Source organism: Fusibacter paucivorans (assembly GCF_018390735.1).
In the GTDB taxonomy this organism is placed as follows: domain Bacteria; phylum Bacillota; class Clostridia; order Peptostreptococcales; family Acidaminobacteraceae; genus Fusibacter; species Fusibacter paucivorans.
Genome location: NZ_JAHBCL010000036.1, coordinates 23,825 through 39,795 on the forward strand (window position 1 = coordinate 23,825; position 15,971 = coordinate 39,795).

Annotated in this window: 13 protein-coding genes and 1 riboswitch; of the genes, 4 read left to right on the plus strand and 9 right to left on the minus strand. The window is 45.0% G+C overall.

Annotation, left to right across the window (positions count from 1 at the left end; all coding sequences use genetic code 11):
* Positions 1-12 precede the first annotated feature (12 nt).
* Positions 13-414, minus strand: a complete 402-nt coding sequence (locus tag KHM83_RS16610; RefSeq protein ID WP_213238173.1) for a hypothetical protein — start codon at positions 412-414, stop codon at positions 13-15.
* A gap of 394 nt (positions 415-808) precedes the next feature.
* Positions 809-949: riboswitch (cobalamin riboswitch) on the plus strand.
* Between the two features lie 267 nt (positions 950-1,216).
* On the opposite strand from KHM83_RS16610, the gene KHM83_RS16615 reads away from it, so the two are divergent.
* Genes KHM83_RS16615 through meaB form a run of 3 tightly spaced genes read left to right on the plus strand, consistent with a single transcriptional unit; the run spans position 1,217 to position 6,718 of the window.
* Positions 1,217-3,400 carry a methylmalonyl-CoA mutase family protein gene (locus KHM83_RS16615; protein ID WP_213238174.1) on the plus strand — a complete coding sequence of 728 codons (2,184 nt, stop codon included), beginning with the start codon at positions 1,217-1,219 and terminating at the stop codon, positions 3,398-3,400.
* The gene (scpA, locus tag KHM83_RS16620) at positions 3,393-5,585 is read left to right on the plus strand and encodes a methylmalonyl-CoA mutase (RefSeq protein WP_213238175.1); all 2,193 of its coding nucleotides are present in this window, start codon (positions 3,393-3,395) and stop codon (positions 5,583-5,585) included. Before KHM83_RS16615 ends, scpA begins: the two co-directional genes overlap by 8 nt.
* On the plus strand, positions 5,585-6,718 hold the full coding sequence (meaB, locus tag KHM83_RS16625; RefSeq protein ID WP_213238176.1) for a methylmalonyl Co-A mutase-associated GTPase MeaB: 1,134 nt from the start codon (positions 5,585-5,587) through the stop codon (positions 6,716-6,718). Before scpA ends, meaB begins: the two co-directional genes overlap by 1 nt.
* A 260-nt stretch (positions 6,719-6,978) precedes the next feature.
* On the opposite strand, the gene KHM83_RS16630 is transcribed toward meaB, so the two are convergent.
* From KHM83_RS16630 to KHM83_RS16665, 8 genes are all read right to left on the minus strand, one after another.
* Positions 6,979-8,244: a Zn-dependent hydrolase gene (locus KHM83_RS16630; RefSeq protein ID WP_213238177.1), complete on the minus strand. Its 1,266-nt coding sequence runs from the start codon at positions 8,242-8,244 to the stop codon at positions 6,979-6,981.
* Between the two features lie 870 nt (positions 8,245-9,114).
* Positions 9,115-10,119, minus strand: a complete 1,005-nt coding sequence (locus tag KHM83_RS16635; protein WP_213238178.1) for an electron transfer flavoprotein subunit alpha/FixB family protein — start codon at positions 10,117-10,119, stop codon at positions 9,115-9,117.
* A gap of 10 nt (positions 10,120-10,129) precedes the next feature.
* The gene (locus tag KHM83_RS16640; RefSeq protein ID WP_213238179.1) at positions 10,130-10,918 is read right to left on the minus strand and encodes an electron transfer flavoprotein subunit beta/FixA family protein; all 789 of its coding nucleotides are present in this window, start codon (positions 10,916-10,918) and stop codon (positions 10,130-10,132) included.
* A 27-nt stretch (positions 10,919-10,945) separates the two neighbouring features.
* The gene (locus KHM83_RS16645; protein ID WP_213238180.1) at positions 10,946-11,230 is read right to left on the minus strand and encodes a ferredoxin family protein; all 285 of its coding nucleotides are present in this window, start codon (positions 11,228-11,230) and stop codon (positions 10,946-10,948) included.
* A 12-nt stretch (positions 11,231-11,242) separates the two neighbouring features.
* On the minus strand, positions 11,243-12,352 hold the full coding sequence (locus KHM83_RS16650; RefSeq protein WP_213238181.1) for an FAD-dependent oxidoreductase: 1,110 nt from the start codon (positions 12,350-12,352) through the stop codon (positions 11,243-11,245).
* 99 nt (positions 12,353-12,451) lie between these two features.
* Complete coding sequence (locus KHM83_RS16655; protein ID WP_213238182.1) at positions 12,452-13,366, minus strand: electron transfer flavoprotein subunit alpha/FixB family protein; 915 nt, start codon at positions 13,364-13,366, stop codon at positions 12,452-12,454.
* Positions 13,367-13,395: 29 nt separating this feature from the next.
* Positions 13,396-14,130 (minus strand): electron transfer flavoprotein subunit beta/FixA family protein, encoded by a 735-nt coding sequence (locus tag KHM83_RS16660; RefSeq protein ID WP_213238183.1) that lies wholly within the window; start codon positions 14,128-14,130, stop codon positions 13,396-13,398.
* Positions 14,131-14,187: 57 nt separating this feature from the next.
* Positions 14,188-14,865 carry a nitroreductase family protein gene (locus KHM83_RS16665; protein ID WP_213238184.1) on the minus strand — a complete coding sequence of 226 codons (678 nt, stop codon included), beginning with the start codon at positions 14,863-14,865 and terminating at the stop codon, positions 14,188-14,190.
* Between the two features lie 370 nt (positions 14,866-15,235).
* Here KHM83_RS16665 and KHM83_RS16670 point away from each other — a divergent pair, with 370 nt between their 5' ends.
* A complete protein-coding gene (locus tag KHM83_RS16670) occupies positions 15,236-15,910 on the plus strand; it encodes a TetR/AcrR family transcriptional regulator (protein ID WP_213238185.1) in 675 nt (224 codons plus the stop codon).
* Positions 15,911-15,971: the final 61 nt, after the last annotated feature.

The following is a 15,971-nucleotide window of genomic DNA, read 5'->3' on the forward strand; positions in this document are numbered from 1 at the left end:
CTGTTTTCCTCCTTACATATGTGTATTGATTATTTTCTCAAAGCTTTTAATTCTCACAGTCCCCATTGACATCGCTCTAAGTCCAAGAATAAACAACAGCAGCTGTTCAATTGCCGAGATCACATACTGGCCAATTTGATCAATCGCAAAAGGTACATCAAAATGAATAATCCAGCCGAAAGTAATATCCAAGATCTCAAATACATCGTCGATTATTCCTAACCCTAAGCTTAGTAACCCTGCGACGATTAAGACACATGCCATTTTCACGGCTGATTTTCTCAGCCATTCATTTTTTTCGTACATGAGCACAAACGCTGCTAAAAACAATGCCGGTATGTAACTAATCATGCCCAAAAAAAACATCGCCGCACCCGTTAATTGTATACTGATGCCTAATTTTGACTTCTCCACCATCATCCTCCTTCATACATAATTGCCATATAATGTAATTATATTACAATAAAAACTATCCATTTACAACTGTTTTTTTCTAATATTTTCCTTTTCATTGTACTTATGGGCATTGAGAACACATCTCAAAAAGTATACAAGTATATTACTTGAATAACTTGGGACATCCTTATATAATCAAAATGAAAGCAAACTTACGTGACAACTACATACTTAAGGAAATTGCATCATTACTTTTAGTCGATCCTTTACGGCAGTATACTGCGTCTTCATCTTATGAAAAATAGTCGCTATTACAGCAAAAGGATTAAAATTTAAATGATACAATTTTCTCACTTATGAAGCATTGCCATCAACTGTATCTGCCGAAGGTACAAGTCGCTTGATGGTTAATGCGGATTATCTGTAAATTGGTACGACAACTGCGAAAGCGGTGTCGTTTAATGGGGAATTCGATGCAAGTTCGAGACGGTCCCGCCACTGTGAATCAGCTATGTGCTGAAAGTCAGACACCCACCAAATTACAAGGTCACAAAAAATCCTACGGCGTATAGGAGGTGATATTCTTATTTTCAGGATGCATCTATATCTTTTTAGGATTATAGGTGTTTTTTATTGCAAAAAAAGTTGTGCTCACTTAGTTGAGACTGTTGGCTACTATTATCAATGCTGGAATTAAAAATGGTAAAAAAGCATGGCAATACGTATGCGCTTTTTAAGCAGAAAGCTGATGCCGGCTATGCTCGTGCCAAAGTTAGAGGTCTAAGCAAAGCACACTGCTTAAAATATTGAGAGGTGTGTAATGAAAAACGAAACTGACAAACGCCAAAATGGATACGATGAAAACGGCCATTTATTTGGTGAATTCACAGCGCCTTCCTATGAAGAATGGCAGGAAGCCGTTGAAAAGCTTTTAAAAGGCAAACCCTTTGAGAAGGCGATGTATACCAAGACACATGAGGGCATCACGCTCCGCCCGATTTACAGAAAAGAAGATTTAGAAAAAGTACCATTTGCAGATACCCTGCCTGGATATCCGCCCTTCGTGCGCGGCACAAAAGCAGAAGGCAATATCAGTGAGCCATGGCTGGTTAATCAGGAAGTTTATGCCGGAACGCCGGGCGCGTTTCACGAATGCATTATTGATGAACTCTATCGCGGTTTAAATGTCTTAAATTTGAAAATGGATCTACCGTCACAATTGGGTTATGATGCCGATGATGAGCTTGCTGAAGACGTCGGATACCGCGGCGTTTCGATCTCAACACTTGAAGATTTGACGGCGGCGTTTCAGGAATTGGTTCTCGATGTCTTGCCGCTGCACATTAATGCAGGTATGAATCCCATCCCAATCATGGCGATGATTGGGGCTTACTTGAAAAAAAGCGACTTGCCTTTAGCGAACATTAAAGGCGTTCTGGGTTATGACCCCTTGGGCATGTTGGCTAAGCATGGTCAAATGCCCTTCGCACTATCAGAAGCATATGATTTCATGGCGGATGCAACAAACTGGACCCTTCATGAAAATTCGACACTGCGAACGATTTTAGTTGAAGGCCATCCATACCATGACGGCGGTGCAGATTCCGTACAGGAGTTGGCCTATACAATGGCTGTGGGAACTGCCTACATCAGAGCGATGCTCGACCGAGGCATTGCAATTGACGATATTGCTTCAAAAATGGTTTTTAGTTTTTCCATTGGCTCGAATTTCTTTATGGAAATTTCGAAACTCCGAGCTGCACGCATATTGTTTTCAAAAGTAATTGAAGCTTTCGGCGGCAGTGAAACAGCGCAAAAAATCTACTTGCACGCAAAGACTTCTTCTTGGACGAAAACCATTTATGATCCTTACGTCAATATGTTAAGAAATGCTTCTGAAGGATTTTCAGGTGCCATCGCCGGTGTCGACAGTCTAACGATTGTGCCATTTGATGAGGCGATTCGAGAAGCCGACAGCTTTTCGAGACGCGTTTCCAGAAATGTGCAGTTTATTCTTCAGGATGAATGCAATTTTACACAGCCGATCGATCCGGCAGGTGGCTCATGGTATATCGAAACATTAACGCATGAAATTGCACAGAAAGCATGGGAAACCTTCCAAGCGACAGAAGCTGCCGGAGGGTTTGAAGCAATGCTTACAGGTGGTGAAATTCAGTCTGCAATTGCACTCAAATACGAAGCCAAATTTAAAGATATGGCAAAGCGCAAACATGTGTGGGTAGGCGTTAATCAATATGCAAACATGACGGAGAAAAAACTGACCGTACAACACACTAGTGATGAGAAACTCAAAAAACTTCGCCAAGAATCCTTACAAAAGTTTCGCTTGAAAAGGCCGCTCTTTGCCGTTGCAGATAAAGTATCAGCGTTAGGCGATGAGAAAACGGAAAACGGTCATATTTCAATGCCACTGGCGATTGAAGCGATTGAGGTCGGGGCAACCATGGGTGAAATTGCACAGCTATGCAGTGACTTATCCGAACAGGATATAATGATTAAAGCCATTCAGTACGAACGCGGTGCATCCCGCTTTGAAGCGCTTCGAGATAAAACAGACCAGTACCAAAAAGCAGGGAAGGCGCCTAAAGTATTCTTATTTAATATGGGACCCATTCCACAGCACAAGGGCCGCGCTGATTTTACAACTGGCTTTTTTGAAGTGGGCGGTTTTGAAGTCATGCAAAACAATGGCTTTAAAGAAGTCGATCCCGCAGTAGCAGCAGGACTTGCCTCGGGTGCACAAGTTGGCGTCATCTGTTCCACCGATGCCGTTTATCCGGAAATCGTGCCCGAAATTGCAGAAAAAATACGCCATACCAACTCGAATATGAAATTAGTGCTCGCCGGAAAACCTCCTAAAGACCTAGAAGCAATCTATCGCAATGCCGGGATTGATGACTTCATTTACATGGGTGCAGATTGCTATGGCTTACTGTCAGCCATACTTGAAAACGTTGCAGAGGAGGTTATCGAAAATGCCTAAGAATCCTAACTTTCAAAATATCAGCTTAGATCTAAACAGTGATCATCACCGTTTAAATGACTGGCAGGCAGCATTTGAAGATTCAACACATCAAAAATTATCTGATTTTGACTGGATGACCAACGAACAGATCAATGTCGGTGCCCTTTATACAAAAGAGGCGTACAAGGCATTTGAGCATCTTGATTTTACCGCGGGATTGAGTCCGTTTTTACGAGGACCCTATGCAACCATGTACGTCACACGTCCTTGGACTGTACGCCAATATGCAGGATTCTCTACCGCTGAAGAGAGCAATGCCTTTTATAAACGCAATTTGGCAGCCGGACAAAAAGGCCTGTCAATTGCCTTTGACCTCGCAACACATAGGGGGTACGACTCAGACCATGAACGCGTTGTCGGCGATGTCGGCAAAGCAGGTGTCGCCGTTGATTCGATGCTGGATATGAATATTCTCTTTGACGGTATCCCTCTTGACAAGATGTCCGTATCCATGACGATGAATGGTGCCGTGCTTCCGATCTTGGCATTCTATATTGTGGCAGGTGAAGAACAGGGCGTTCCGATGGAAATGCTCGCCGGTACGATTCAGAACGATATTTTAAAAGAATACATGGTGCGCAACACCTATATCTACCCCCCTGAAATTTCGATGCGGATTATCGCCGACATCTTTGAATTTACCTCTCAAAAAATGCCGAAATTCAACTCGATTTCAATTTCGGGGTATCATATGCAGGAAGCAGGCGCGACCAATGATATCGAACTCGCCTATACACTGGCCGACGGGCTCGACTACCTCCGTGCAGGGATCAAAGCAGGCATTGATATAGATGCCTTTGCCCCGAGGCTCTCATTCTTCTGGGCGCAGGGAACCAACTATTTTATGGAAGTCGCGAAAATGCGTGCCGGCAGGATGCTATGGGCCAAAATCGTCAATCAGTTTAATCCGAAGAATCCAAAGTCCCTTGCACTGAGAACACATTCCCAAACCTCCGGTTGGTCATTAACTGAGCAAGACCCATACAACAATATAACGCGCACATTAATCGAAGCAATGGCCGCTTCTCTTGGTCATACCCAGTCACTGCATACCAATGCTCTGGACGAAGCCATTGCACTCCCGACGGATTTCTCTGCGAGAATCGCCAGAAATACACAGCTCTATCTGCAAGATGAAACCTCAATCTGCAAAGTTATCGACCCGTGGGGCGGCTCTTATTATGTTGAACAGCTGACACATGAAATCGCTCAAAAAGCATGGGGGCATATCCAAGAAGTTGAAGCGCTTGGCGGTATGGCAAAGGCCATCGAAACAGGACTTCCAAAGATGAGAATCGAAGAAGGGGCCGCACGTCGTCAAGCGAGAATTGACTCCGCAAAAGAGTCCATCATCGGCGTCAATAAATACCGACTGGATCACGAGGATCCTATTGAAATCCTCGAAATTGATAATTCAGCTGTACGGTTGGCACAAATTGAGCGATTAAATAAGCTTAAAGCAAACCGCAACAGTGAAGATGTACAAAAGGCTTTGACAGCAATCTCCAAAGCGTGCGAAACCGGCGAAGGCAATTTACTTGAACTCGCTGTCAACGCCGCTCGTGTGAGAGCCACCCTCGGCGAGATCTCCTATGCCATTGAAAAAGTGAAAGGTAGGCACAAAGCCGTGATTAGATCAATATCAGGCATCTACAGTTCAGAATACGCCAAAAAATCGCATGTTGAAAAGGTACGTGAAATGACCGATAAGTTTGAAGAAAACGAAGGTCGGCGCCCGAGAATTTACATCGCTAAAATGGGGCAGGATGGGCATGACCGCGGTGCCAAAGTCGTCGCGACAGGTTTCGCGGATATGGGATTTGACGTCGATGTCGGACCACTCTTCCAAACACCTGAAGAAGTTGCACATGATGCGGTTGAAAACGATGTGCACGTGGTAGGCATGAGCTCACTAGCAGCAGGCCATAAAACACTGCTTCCACAGCTGGTAAAAGCACTGGCAGACCTTGGTCGCGATGATATCATCGTCTTTGCCGGCGGGGTCATTCCGGCACAGGACTACGACTTTCTGTATGAACACGGCGCCGCATTAATTTTCGGCCCCGGTACCATTATTACCGAATGTGCCGGCAAGGTTATGGAGGTCATCAACGAAAGCCTTGGTTATGATGGGAATGCCTGATGAGCAAAAACAAAAAACCGGAATGGGTTCCTGAGAATGCCAATGAACAGTACACGACAAATGTAATGGATGGCGTCCAAGGCGGCCACGATGGCTTGGGCCAAACCGTAAGCACCGTTAGGCACAATCGCGTCATCAAACGACGTCAAACACTTTCCATCGATGATTATTACAACGGCGTGATTGAAAACAATCTGCCCGTCGTCGCCCAAGCGATCACGCTCATTGAGAGCAATGCAAAAAAACACTTTGATATAAGCCAAGAGCTCGTCCAGCGACTGCTCCCGCACTCGGGCAACTCCATCCGTATCGGTATTTCAGGTGTTCCCGGCGCTGGCAAGAGTACACTGATTGAAGCATTTGGGCTCATGCTCTGCGAACAGGGACATAAAGTCGCCGTGCTCGCTGTCGATCCGAGCAGCTCCATTACCGGCGGTTCCATTTTGGGTGATAAAACTCGAATGGAAAAACTGTCACGCCATCAAAATGCCTTTATTCGGCCATCACCTTCAGCAGGTATGCTTGGCGGTGTTGCGCGCAAAAGCCGCGAAACCATGCTCTTGTGTGAAGCTGCCGGTTACGATGTCATACTGGTCGAAACAGTCGGCGTCGGTCAAAATGAAGTCACCGTTCGCTCAATGGTCGACTTTTTCCTGCTGGTACTCATTACCGGTGCCGGTGATGAATTGCAAGGGATGAAAAAAGGCGTCATGGAAATTTGCGATTGCATCGCCGTCAATAAGGCAGATGGTGATAATATCATCAGGGCCAAATCAGCCATGACGGAATTTAACAACCTCTTGCATTACTTGAGACCGGCAACAGAAGGCTGGGCATCAAGAGCGATTACGTGTTCAGCACTTTATCAGGATGGCATTGAGGAACTCTGGCATTTGATCGAAACATTTCGACAAACGACCGAAGCATCAGGTGTTTATGCAACACGGCGACAGCAACAGACACTCGAATGGGTATTTGGCATGGTCATTGAGCAGCTTAAATCGCGATTTTACAGCCATGATGGTGTCAAAAGAGCAATCCCCCAATTAAAAACGGACCTCATTTCAGGGGAAATCACGGCAACAAAGGCAGTTACACAACTGATGGCAATCTTTGATGAGGTAAAACTTTAGTATTCCGTAGAATCACACGAGAAGGTCGCTGCTGCTCAGAAATAGTATAACCTTAAAAATAGTATAACCTTAAAAATCCACACAGAACCTTATCGTTTAAAAAGCGTGTATTTGAGCACATCCCGGCCAAATACACGCTTTCATCTTATTCTACGCATTTAGAAGTATTTCCGTTTTAACATGTTAATCGATTCTAATAACTGAAAAAATCACTACAATGCGATCGCAGCACATCGCTTCTACACCATTCCCTCTACACCTTACTCTGCCTGATCCGCTTTCAAAACGGCGTTCAGTAAGACTGTTGCACCCGACGTGCAATGCTCAGGTGTTGAATATTCGTCTTCACAATGCGACAAACCGTCTTTTGACTGGACAAACAGCATCGTTGTCGGCATCATGTACGCTGCAAACTGAGCGTCATGGCCTGCGCCGGAATGAATCAATTGATAACTCACACCAGTCTCTTTAGCCGCCTCTTCACAATAGCCGATTAATTTTTCATCCCAGTAAACGGTATCGCGATTCCAAGCTTTTTCTACCGTACAGGTACAACCTGCCCACGTCTTGTCCGCACAGCTCTTGACGATGGCGAGTACTTGATCCAGCACTGCCGGATCTTCGTGTCTTGAATCAAATGAGAAATCAAAGAAATCCGGTACACAGGTGTGAATCCCCGGGTGACAGATCACTTCGCCAGTGGTATAGACCAGTTCGGGATACCCCAATTTGTCAATTTCCTCATGGAGATAAACAAGTGCTTGTGATGCCGCAAAGAAAGCATCTTTTCGCTTTGGCATTGGGAATGTTCCTGCGTGTGTTGTTTGACCATAGAATTTCAGGCGATAGTTAAACATGCCGAGGACACAGTCTACGACGCCGACATCTTTCTTGTTGTCTTCCAGAATAGGCCCTTGCTCAATATGAATTTCGAACATGTTGAGATATTTTTCAGGACTGAGGCGGTTTGCTTTATCCCCTTTATATTCCGATTTATCCAAGACTTCTCCAAAAGTTGTTTTAAAGTCTAAAATGCTCTTTGATTGCAGCATATCCTCTAATTTGAATTTTCCGCGAATCGCTTCCGGCAAATAGTCATAGCAGATTACGCCTGAGCTCATCATCGCAGGCGGATAGAGTGAACCCTCTTCATTGGTCCAAACCATCGCTGTCAAAGGATGTTTATGCGGTATCTTCTGCTCCACAACCGCTTCCAAAACTTCCATTGCCGACATAACACCGAGAATACCGTCGTAATTACCGCCGTTCATAACAGAGTCAGTGTGCGAACCCATGACAATTCGCTTCGCATCGGGATCACTTCCCGGAATGGTCGCATACATATTCGCCATATCATCTGTTTCGATCACGGCACCGATTGCTTCCATGCGTTTAACAAATTCTTTTCTCGCGAGATTATCTTCCGGTGAAAGGGTATATCTTGTAATGCCGCCATGGCCTGCATCGCCGAATTTGCTAAATGTTTCAATTTTGTCCGTCATTCTTTCCAAACTGCATTTGTACATAATCTATCTCCTTTACGTGTCATTATGGGGAAAATAAAAAGAGACCTGTTTCAATAAACAGGCCTCTTCGCCGAACTCCATAACACTTTAATTGTATACATCTATTTTAGCACAACCACCGTGGCTTTCAATGTAAGCCAGCACAAACTTCTTTATGCTCGGGCACATATTCACATAAACTATCTGTCGAGATGATGGCCCTCAAGGTGAAAATTATTCTATAAATCTCAAATATACTGTAAGATATCGCCATCCAAAACGGTTCATTCTATAGAACTGTCCAAATTTTTTTCGGAAGGATTAAATCAGAGTGATCAAAATATGAAAACTTTTGTACAATTACTCTACTACTTCATTATATTGACAAGCATCTTCTTCGCACTTGATCAAAATCTTTTTATCATTCAAGCCAACATCTTAGGTATTAGTGAATTAAAACTGGTTAATGGCCTACTTTATTGTGCCATTGTGATGTTCATCCAAACCATCGTTTTAAAGTACATCAAGAAACATGGTCATCATAGATGAGCCAACGTCGAGAAAACCATTATTTTAAGAAACGGCGCATTAGACCTGAGAGACTTCATACTTATTTCAAAGGGATTGCTGTCATTCAGATGACATGTGTCATCATCTTACTGATCTATGACAGGCTAAAACCGATGATCGAGATACCAAACCTGATAACGGCTTTAATTTTTCTTGTTCTCGCCGTTTTATGTATCAAAGGATTAAAAGTACTAGATCAGAACTGTCGAAAAGTTTAAGTGTTTTGATGTTTTGATGTTTTGATGAAAAAACGACCGATTTGTACGGCATCTACCGACAATTCGATCGTCTCTTTCATATTAACCAATAATCCGGGCGCCATCATACAGCTTTGGCTTTTAGTGCCTCGATCATCACATCGCATACTTCGTCCATATCACCTACAATACTGTAATCGCTGTAGTGAAAAATGGGGGCATCCGGATCTTTATTTACTGCGATAAACTTTTCTGCATCGACGCCGGCAACGTGGTTCACAGCCCCTGAAATACCAAATCCTATATAGAGTTTGGGCTTGATCATCACGCCCGACTGGCCTACTTGCAGTTTATACGAGAGAATCTCCCGATCATACAGCGGGCGCGTACAGGCAATTTTGCCTCCCAGCAGTTTTGCCAGTTCTCTGTAACGCGACAGTGCCCTTTCATCCGAAAGACCATCCCCGACGCATATAATCACTTCAGCATTTGCAATATCCATCTCCGGATCATAAGCCGCCTGTTCATGTGAAAGAAGCTTCGTTCGTATCTCTTCCAGTGGAAAATCAATGGTTTCATGTACTTCCTCAATGACTGCTTTCCTTCCCTTTGGTATATATTTAAAGGTGCCCGGACGGATGGTGCCAACCTGAGGCCGCAGTGTCGGGATCGTAATAACTGCCATGATTTTACCGCCTGATGCCGGTTCGATAAACTCGATATCTGTCGTTTCAGGATTATAGACAACTTCTGTGGCATCTGAGGTGCATCCCGTTTCAATACGCGCTGCAAACCGCGGTGCAAAGTCGCGCCCATTTGTCGTTCCGCCTACAAAAACAGCTGAAGGCTTATATTTTACACACAGCTCGGCAAACAAATTCGTATAAGCTTCCGTATTGTATCGTTCATATCCAGTGCCGGATACATCTATAATCCCGTCTACACCACAGTCTCTTATCTTATCCACTTCCGTATTTGGTATTTCACCCGCGATGACCGCAATCAACTTATCGCCGCTCTGGTCGCAGAGTTTGCGCACTTCACAGCACAGTTCAAGGGATACAGGATGAACGACAGTCCCGTCATGCTCAACATATACCCACATATGTTTGTAATTCGTCTTATCCATTGTATCCTCCCTATTCTGCGATGAACGTTAAGAGCTTTGCCACACTTGCTGTGACGGACCCTTCATCAATGACAATCCCCGGCTCAGGCATCACCGGTGGGAAAGTACGCGGCACCTTTGTCGGTGATCCGCTGTCACCAATGCGATTAAAGTCGAGATCGGGGATATCTGCCGATGTCATGGTCGTTATGACTTTTTTCTTGGCTGCCATCTTGCCCTTAAGACTTGGCATCCGCGCAGGATAATGTGTCTTCTCCATGGTGAGCAGGCACGGCATCGTGACTTCAAGTGTTTCTGTGCTGTTTTCAAGTTCGCGTTCAACGACAAGTGTCCCATTTGCTTCGTCAACAGTGTGGATGAGACATGCAGATGTTATCTGAGCAGCATCAAAGCGCTCCGCTAACTGTGCGCCCATTTGACCTGTCGCACCATCTATCGTCTCCTTGCCGCAGAAAATGAGGTCGTAGTGATCGATCTGCTTAGCTGCCGAAACGATCGCATAACTGGTCGCCAGTGTGTCGGCATTTCCAAATGCACGATCCGTGACGAGAATCGCATAATCTGCACCAACTGCCAAGCATTCACGCAGTACCGCTTCTGCTGACGGCGGCCCCATAGTGATAAGGGTAATTTCGCCGCCATAGGTTTCTTTCACATTCACCGCTGCGGCGACTGCATTCGCATCAAGCGGATTTAAGATGGAAGGCACCCCGGTTCTGTTAATTTTTCCTGTTTCCGGATCAATCGTCATCTGGTCGACATCCGGTACTTGTTTTATGCATACCAATAGCTTCAGCATTTTCTATCGCTCCTTAATCGCTTTTTATCAGCTTTTCCGAAAGCTCACGCCAAATGAACCGACGGGGTACTGCCAGTCCGTCACTACTTTTCCACCGCTTAAAACTCTGCAAGTGCCGCATTCAAGGCATCCCAAATAATCAAAGCGAACACCGTTTGCATCGGCTGTATAGAGTGCTGCGGGACATATCCGCACAACGCGGTCCACTTCCGCTGCATCCGGGTATTGCTTGTCTATGACAATGTGACTTTTTTCTTCATAAACATTAAATTTATTGACGCCGAGTTTATCGGCAACAGATATTTTAGCCATTTTTCAACCTCCTTACTGGTTGAGATAATCCGCGCAAATCTTCATGTCAGCGGCTATAAAACTCGATTCGACAGCCTTCTGATAACTTGCCAGCGATCCCTCAGAGAAATCCCCTGACGCATTGGAGCGAATCACTGCTTCTGCCGCTAATCTTCCGGACTCAACCGCAAGATCCATACCTCTTACGACCCAGCCTGCATTTGCTACCAGACCCGCAGCATCGCCTACCAGCAAAACACCTTCGCCATAGAGCTTCCCAATTTTATCAGACTTGCTCTTTTTAACCAAATGCGAAGCATATTCAACCAGCAAACCATCATCAATTAATTTCGCTATTTCCGGCAACGCCTTAAAGTCTTCAAGCAGCTCTGGGATACTCTTTTGCGTTTTATCGATATCGCTGATTAAAAACTCTACCCCCACTGAAACCGTGTCTTTGTTCGTATAAAGAAAGCCATCGGCATACTGTCCATCAGCAGTATCGCCAATCGCCATCCATTCAACACCTTCGCCGTCGGCAAGACCGAAACGCTCATTAATCAGCGCTTCCCCCAGTTCAATGACTTCTTTTGTCCCGACACAGGTTTCTTCCGGCATCAATTCGGGGATCATTCCCAACGATTGTGCCAAGAGTCCATTGACACCTTCTGCGAGAATCACGACATCGGCTTCCAGTGCATCGCCATCTGCAATAATACCGCAGACTTTGCCTTCCCGGACAATTAGGTCATTAACCACAATGCCCTGAATCATCATGACACCTGCCGCTTCAGCCTGTTCAGCAAACCATGCATCCAGCTTTGCCCGGCTGACCGTGTATGAACGCGACTCCGTCAGTCCAAAATGCTGAGGATCAATCCCCGCATCGGAAATGCCCTCAGCGCGCCAGCTACTGATCACTTCTTTCGTAATTTCACGCTCTAAAGGCGCTGTTTCACCAAAATCCGGAAAAAGCTTTTCAATGCTGTGAGAGCAGATCTTGCCGCCAGTAACGTTTTTGGAACCGCAGGTGACACCTTTTTCTACCAATATTACTTCGAGGCCTTCTTGTGCCATGGCATAAGCAGCTGCCAGTCCTGCGAGACCGCCGCCCACCACGATTGCATCAAATTTCTCGTCCATATCGTTTTACTCCTTACCTATTTATAACTCGGATGGAAGCCCCCATCCGAGTTATTGATTGCTATCAGCTTATCGCTTACTTTCTACAAAATGTCATCTCTAGCTCAGCGCTGCAATAAGCGCCGGTATGATGTCATTTAAGTCGCCGACGATTCCGTAATCAGCATTATTAAAAAACAGTGCCTTTGGATCTTTATTAACGCATACGATTGTCTTCGCATTGCGCAAACCGGCACAGTGCTGACTTGTGCCTGAGATACCAAGTGCCAAATAGAGTTTTGGCGCCACTTTACAGCCTGTTAAACCAATATAGGTCTCATGCGGCATTAACTGTAATTCACTATAGATTGGCATTGAGCAGCCCATCTCAGCACCCATGACTTCTGCGAGCTTTACCGTTTGATTGAATAAATCGCCGCCAGTGGCGCCCAGTCCTACACCCACGACGTAGTCCGCCGTTTGCAAGCCTGAAGCTGCAACGGGCTCAACTGACAAATATTCGACCGAACCGTCGCTTTTGGCCTCTATTGTTTCAATACTGCCAGTGACAATCTCATCACTTGGCGCCTGCGGCTGTAAATTGAGCGCATTTACCAGTAGGCAGGTATGAATGGGCATTTCAAGCGTTTCGATCAACTTGTCATCCAGTACCGATCGCTCTGCACATATGACATCGTCCTCAATCGACAGACTGATGACATTCGATGCAACGGCAGCGCCTAACGCAGCCGCTGCACTGCCGATAACGGCACGCGCTTCAGGCGAAGACCCGCCAACGATCACAGTTGGCGCAGCCTTTTGAATAATGCTTGCCGCCGCTGCTGTAAAATTAGTCGCAGGCTGGTCAGCTGAATCAATCCATTTAACAGCTGTACCAACACGGGCAGTTTGTTCTGCCAATTCCTGCGAGCCAATGACCAGTGCCGTTACATCCGCTGATTTGAGCTCTAGAAAATTAATCAACGAAGCCACTTCACCTTGTTCCGTTGCTACAATCCAAATATTACGCATCATTGTCTTTTTTCATCCTTTCAAAAAAGTGCTTACAAGCTATCATCCATACGCAAAGCGGCAATCAGTTTTGCCACAGCTTGCTGTGCATCGCCTTCAAGCATCTGCGCTTCGCGTCTTGGCGGCAAACTGACACCTTTAACAGTCATGTGCGTTTCATGCATATTCGCGGTATCCAATTCTTCTATAGGCCGTTTTTTAGCTGATAGAATTTGTCGCATACTCGGAAGATTCTTTTCAGAACTCGTTGCAGCCACGGAAATTAATGCAGGTGTATGAATTCTCAAAGTCTCATGCGCTTTATCGGTCAAACGGTGTGCGATCAGGCAGTCTGGGTACTCCGGATCAACAGCCACATCTTCGACACCCGCAATAAGCGGCAGTCCAAGCAACGCTGCCGTTACCGGGACAACGCCAGCAAATTCCTGTGCGTCTCCCATTAATACAACGTCATACGCACCGGATGCTTTAATAACCTCCGCCAATTGGGCACCCGTGACAGCATCGTCTTTACTTGGCATAGTGCTGCTCGCACGCACGGCGCGATCAGCGCCTCTTGCCAACGCCCATGCGGTATCGCCATCACCAATGGTCACTGCTGTCAAACTGCCTTCTGTATCAGCTGCAATCTGTCGCGCGCATGCAATAGCCGCCGCTTCATCGTCTGATGGCTTTAACTGTGTATTAAACCATTTAAGAGAGCCATCATGAGATATTGCCGCTTCACTTGAATCGCGCTCCCATTTATAACAAAACATTACTTTCATCTTCATAGTCCTTCCGCTTAAAGTTATCGACGTATCGCCATCTTGCATAATTTGCCGTTAGAGATAGCTAACTGCATCTTTAATATCGCGTCGGTAACTGTCACTGACCGGCCCGGCATTTTTGCCAAAGCAGAGCACACCTTGTGGAATATACCGTTCGAGATCAATGCCAAATGCTTCATTTAAATCAGGATAAGGATGCCATGCATCCATAAAGCCCGTATCTAGGCCATGTGCTCTGGCTGCGATCATCAGCGACTGGCTCACGAGCCCAGCCTGAAACGTTACAGATATATCAAGTGCTGCACCTGTGCCGGATGAAAGTTCTTCATACCAGCCCGGAATGATTGGAAAACACGTGTTGCTAAAGAATTCATAACTTTGCGGTGCCTCTGCCTTTAATGCCGCAACGACATCATCATAATCATCAATCCATTGGCGGTCGGCCAAAGGAATAATCGAAAACGACGCTTGCATCACGCGGTCTTTATCAATTGGCCACATGATGTCATCCAGTTTCTTCCGCGCTTCATCTGTATCAATGACAAGAAATTTATATGGATTTGAGTCCACAGCTGATGGCGTTGCAACCATTGCCTCATTGATAATTTCTTCAATTTCTTCTCTTGATACCTTGTGTGTTGCGTCTAGGGTCCGTGCGCATCTGCGGCCGAGAAATACACTTTCATAATCACGATCAACAATCCCTTTTTTCGTCAAATCCTTTGCAAACATTTTAAATTCCTCCCATCAATATCGTTATTAATTTAACATTAACTTTATTATAACGTCGGCTTTTCATGGCGTGCAACGAGCAGAAATTTTGATGCGTCTACCCGTGTATAATTGAATGGGTTTGTTCTTTTTTGGACTATTTCCGAAAATTGTCCAATTAGCACCAAATTTCATTCTTTTAAGGCAATAAGCGGCATTTAGATAAATTTTATCTTCCACTTTATGATATCGCTTAACATATGGACCTATTTAAGATTGTTAAATTTATATCTTGAAGAATTGACTTCGTTTGCCGCTGATGCTAGTATAAAAATAGTAATCGCCGATAAGATAATTGCCTTAGATCATTAGAGAACAGGGGAGCAAGCATATGACTTATGAACATTTACTGTCGTTATCGAAAGATGAATTTATGCGTTCAAAAATTGTCCTGTCACTTAAACAGCTCCTGCTGGACAGTTCTCTTCGAAAATTGACGGTGACCAGTATTTGCGAGCATGCAGGAATCTCACGTTCGTCTTTTTACAACTTGTTCACAGATGTTGACGATGCCCTTAACTGGGAATATGGACGGCTTATGGATATTGCCATTAAAAAGTATCCATTCTGTACCAACTGGCGTTCAGACTTGGTGAAGCAATCAGCTGAGTTTATGACATATGAAATGCAAGATGGCGCATTTTATCAGCGAATTGCTAAAGATATGAATTTTGTAGACTACAGTTCACTCTTTTTGAGTACCCGCAGAAAGCGTTCGCAACTGTTTCACAATGCTTTAGAGCTTTGGCAGGGGGCACCTGCCGATGAACGCTGCAGCTTTGAAATTAAGTTCTATGTATGTGCCGAAAGCGATACCGTCGCAAAATGGATGGTAGATATGAAAGAATCCCCCGAAGACGTCGCAAGAAAAATGGCGGCCTGTATTCCCGAGTATCTTGGAAAAGTAATGGATGCAAGTTTCGCCGCCTATTTGGAGAAACATATCTGTTTTAGCCCACGTGATTTGACTTTGCCTTGCTCTTTGTCTTTGTCAATGCCACGATGAAATAGATCACTTGTTTTGCCGTAGTCATTTGTTACAATACATGTAGCATATATGTATTGAG

What these genes read in the sequence shown, in the direction of transcription:
- KHM83_RS16660 (WP_213238183.1), bottom strand. Translation starts at nt 14,130, where the DNA reads ATGAAAGTAATGTTTTGTTATAAATGGGAGCGCGATTCAAGTGAAGCG.
- KHM83_RS16645 (WP_213238180.1), bottom strand. Translation starts at nt 11,230, where the DNA reads ATGGCTAAAATATCTGTTGCCGATAAACTCGGCGTCAATAAATTTAAT.
- KHM83_RS16630 (WP_213238177.1), bottom strand. Translation starts at nt 8,244, where the DNA reads ATGTACAAATGCAGTTTGGAAAGAATGACGGACAAAATTGAAACATTT.
- meaB (WP_213238176.1), top strand. Translation starts at nt 5,585, where the DNA reads ATGAGCAAAAACAAAAAACCGGAATGGGTTCCTGAGAATGCCAATGAA.
- KHM83_RS16655 (WP_213238182.1), bottom strand. Translation starts at nt 13,366, where the DNA reads ATGATGCGTAATATTTGGATTGTAGCAACGGAACAAGGTGAAGTGGCT.
- KHM83_RS16665 (WP_213238184.1), bottom strand. Translation starts at nt 14,865, where the DNA reads ATGTTTGCAAAGGATTTGACGAAAAAAGGGATTGTTGATCGTGATTAT.
- KHM83_RS16670 (WP_213238185.1), top strand. Translation starts at nt 15,236, where the DNA reads ATGACTTATGAACATTTACTGTCGTTATCGAAAGATGAATTTATGCGT.
- KHM83_RS16615 (WP_213238174.1), top strand. Translation starts at nt 1,217, where the DNA reads ATGAAAAACGAAACTGACAAACGCCAAAATGGATACGATGAAAACGGC.
- KHM83_RS16640 (WP_213238179.1), bottom strand. Translation starts at nt 10,918, where the DNA reads ATGCTGAAGCTATTGGTATGCATAAAACAAGTACCGGATGTCGACCAG.
- KHM83_RS16650 (WP_213238181.1), bottom strand. Translation starts at nt 12,352, where the DNA reads ATGGACGAGAAATTTGATGCAATCGTGGTGGGCGGCGGTCTCGCAGGA.
- scpA (WP_213238175.1), top strand. Translation starts at nt 3,393, where the DNA reads ATGCCTAAGAATCCTAACTTTCAAAATATCAGCTTAGATCTAAACAGT.
- KHM83_RS16635 (WP_213238178.1), bottom strand. Translation starts at nt 10,119, where the DNA reads ATGGATAAGACGAATTACAAACATATGTGGGTATATGTTGAGCATGAC.